The sequence below is a fragment of the Acinetobacter sp. YH16042 genome, from assembly GCF_013417245.1.
Taxonomy (GTDB): Bacteria; Pseudomonadota; Gammaproteobacteria; order Pseudomonadales; family Moraxellaceae; genus Acinetobacter; species Acinetobacter amyesii.
Genome location: NZ_VPEJ01000154.1, coordinates 1 through 1007, shown reverse-complemented (window position 1 = coordinate 1007; position 1007 = coordinate 1). Strand labels below are relative to the sequence as shown.

The window sequence follows — 1007 nt, the reverse complement described above, 5'->3', positions numbered from 1 at the left end:
TATAACGACGCTGTAGCCACGGAAGCAAAAAACATAGCACTAACTACCCAAAAAACAGAAATCGAGCAAATAAACGCTGTTTTAGAGCAAATAGAGCTATCAAAAACCAATCTTGAACACCAAAAAGAACAATTAGGCAAAAGACCTATGTTTTTTGGTGGGAAATGGGATGCTGCAAATGCAGAAATTCAAACCCAATGGCAAGAATTGGACAGTCAGGAACGAGATTTAAAGACCAAAACCCCACGTTTAGAACCTGAACGCTATACAGATCGGGCAAAACTGACTGTAAACAAGGCTAATCCAAACCTAAAAGCTAAATATGACCGAGCAAGAAATTATCTTGAGCGAGAACAACAACGGAAGTTAGCCGAACAGGAAAAACGAAAACAAGAAGCCAAAGCCATACAAGAACAAGAAAAACAGGCATTTTTTGCACGTAAAGCCTTGCGTGAACAAGGTAAGCATGAAGAAGCCAACAAGATGCTTGAAGCCGAAAAGCGGAATAGACCACGTTCAAGATAGGTATATCTATGGTGCAAAATATATGATTTTGCACCATAGATATACCTATTCTTTTTGGTGTTTATTAAAATTATCTAAACAATACATGGTTTTACAGAGCGAGTGTCTACGAGCGAACTAGCAATATTCGACCCTCGACCCTCTGAAAAACCGCTTTTAAATGACTTGAACCCTAGAAAATCTATATTTTCATGTTGAAATCTGCACCTAGACCGAGCGAAGCGAGCATAAAGCCTTATGAGCGAAGCGAATTCATAGTTGCTTTTGCTTTTAGATTTCACAAACAGGATTAACCGAAAAATTGCCCCTCGAAGCGAGCTTGCGAGCTTCAATAAAGTACGAGCTTTAGCGAGTACATAGGGCAATTTTGACCCCTCCCCTCTTTTTTAATTCTTTTATTTTTTTTAATTTTTGGGGGGACTGAAGTACATATATTGCTATGGTATCAGACTTTATATAGCAACATTTAACTTGCCATTTAG

At 38.4% G+C, this 1007-nt stretch carries 1 pseudogene; it reads left to right on the top strand.

Features of this window, described 5'->3' with window-relative positions:
* Nucleotides 1–525 (top strand): annotated as a pseudogene (locus FTV37_RS17715) (hypothetical protein); the annotation flags it as partial.
* Nucleotides 526–1007 lie beyond the last annotated feature (482 nt).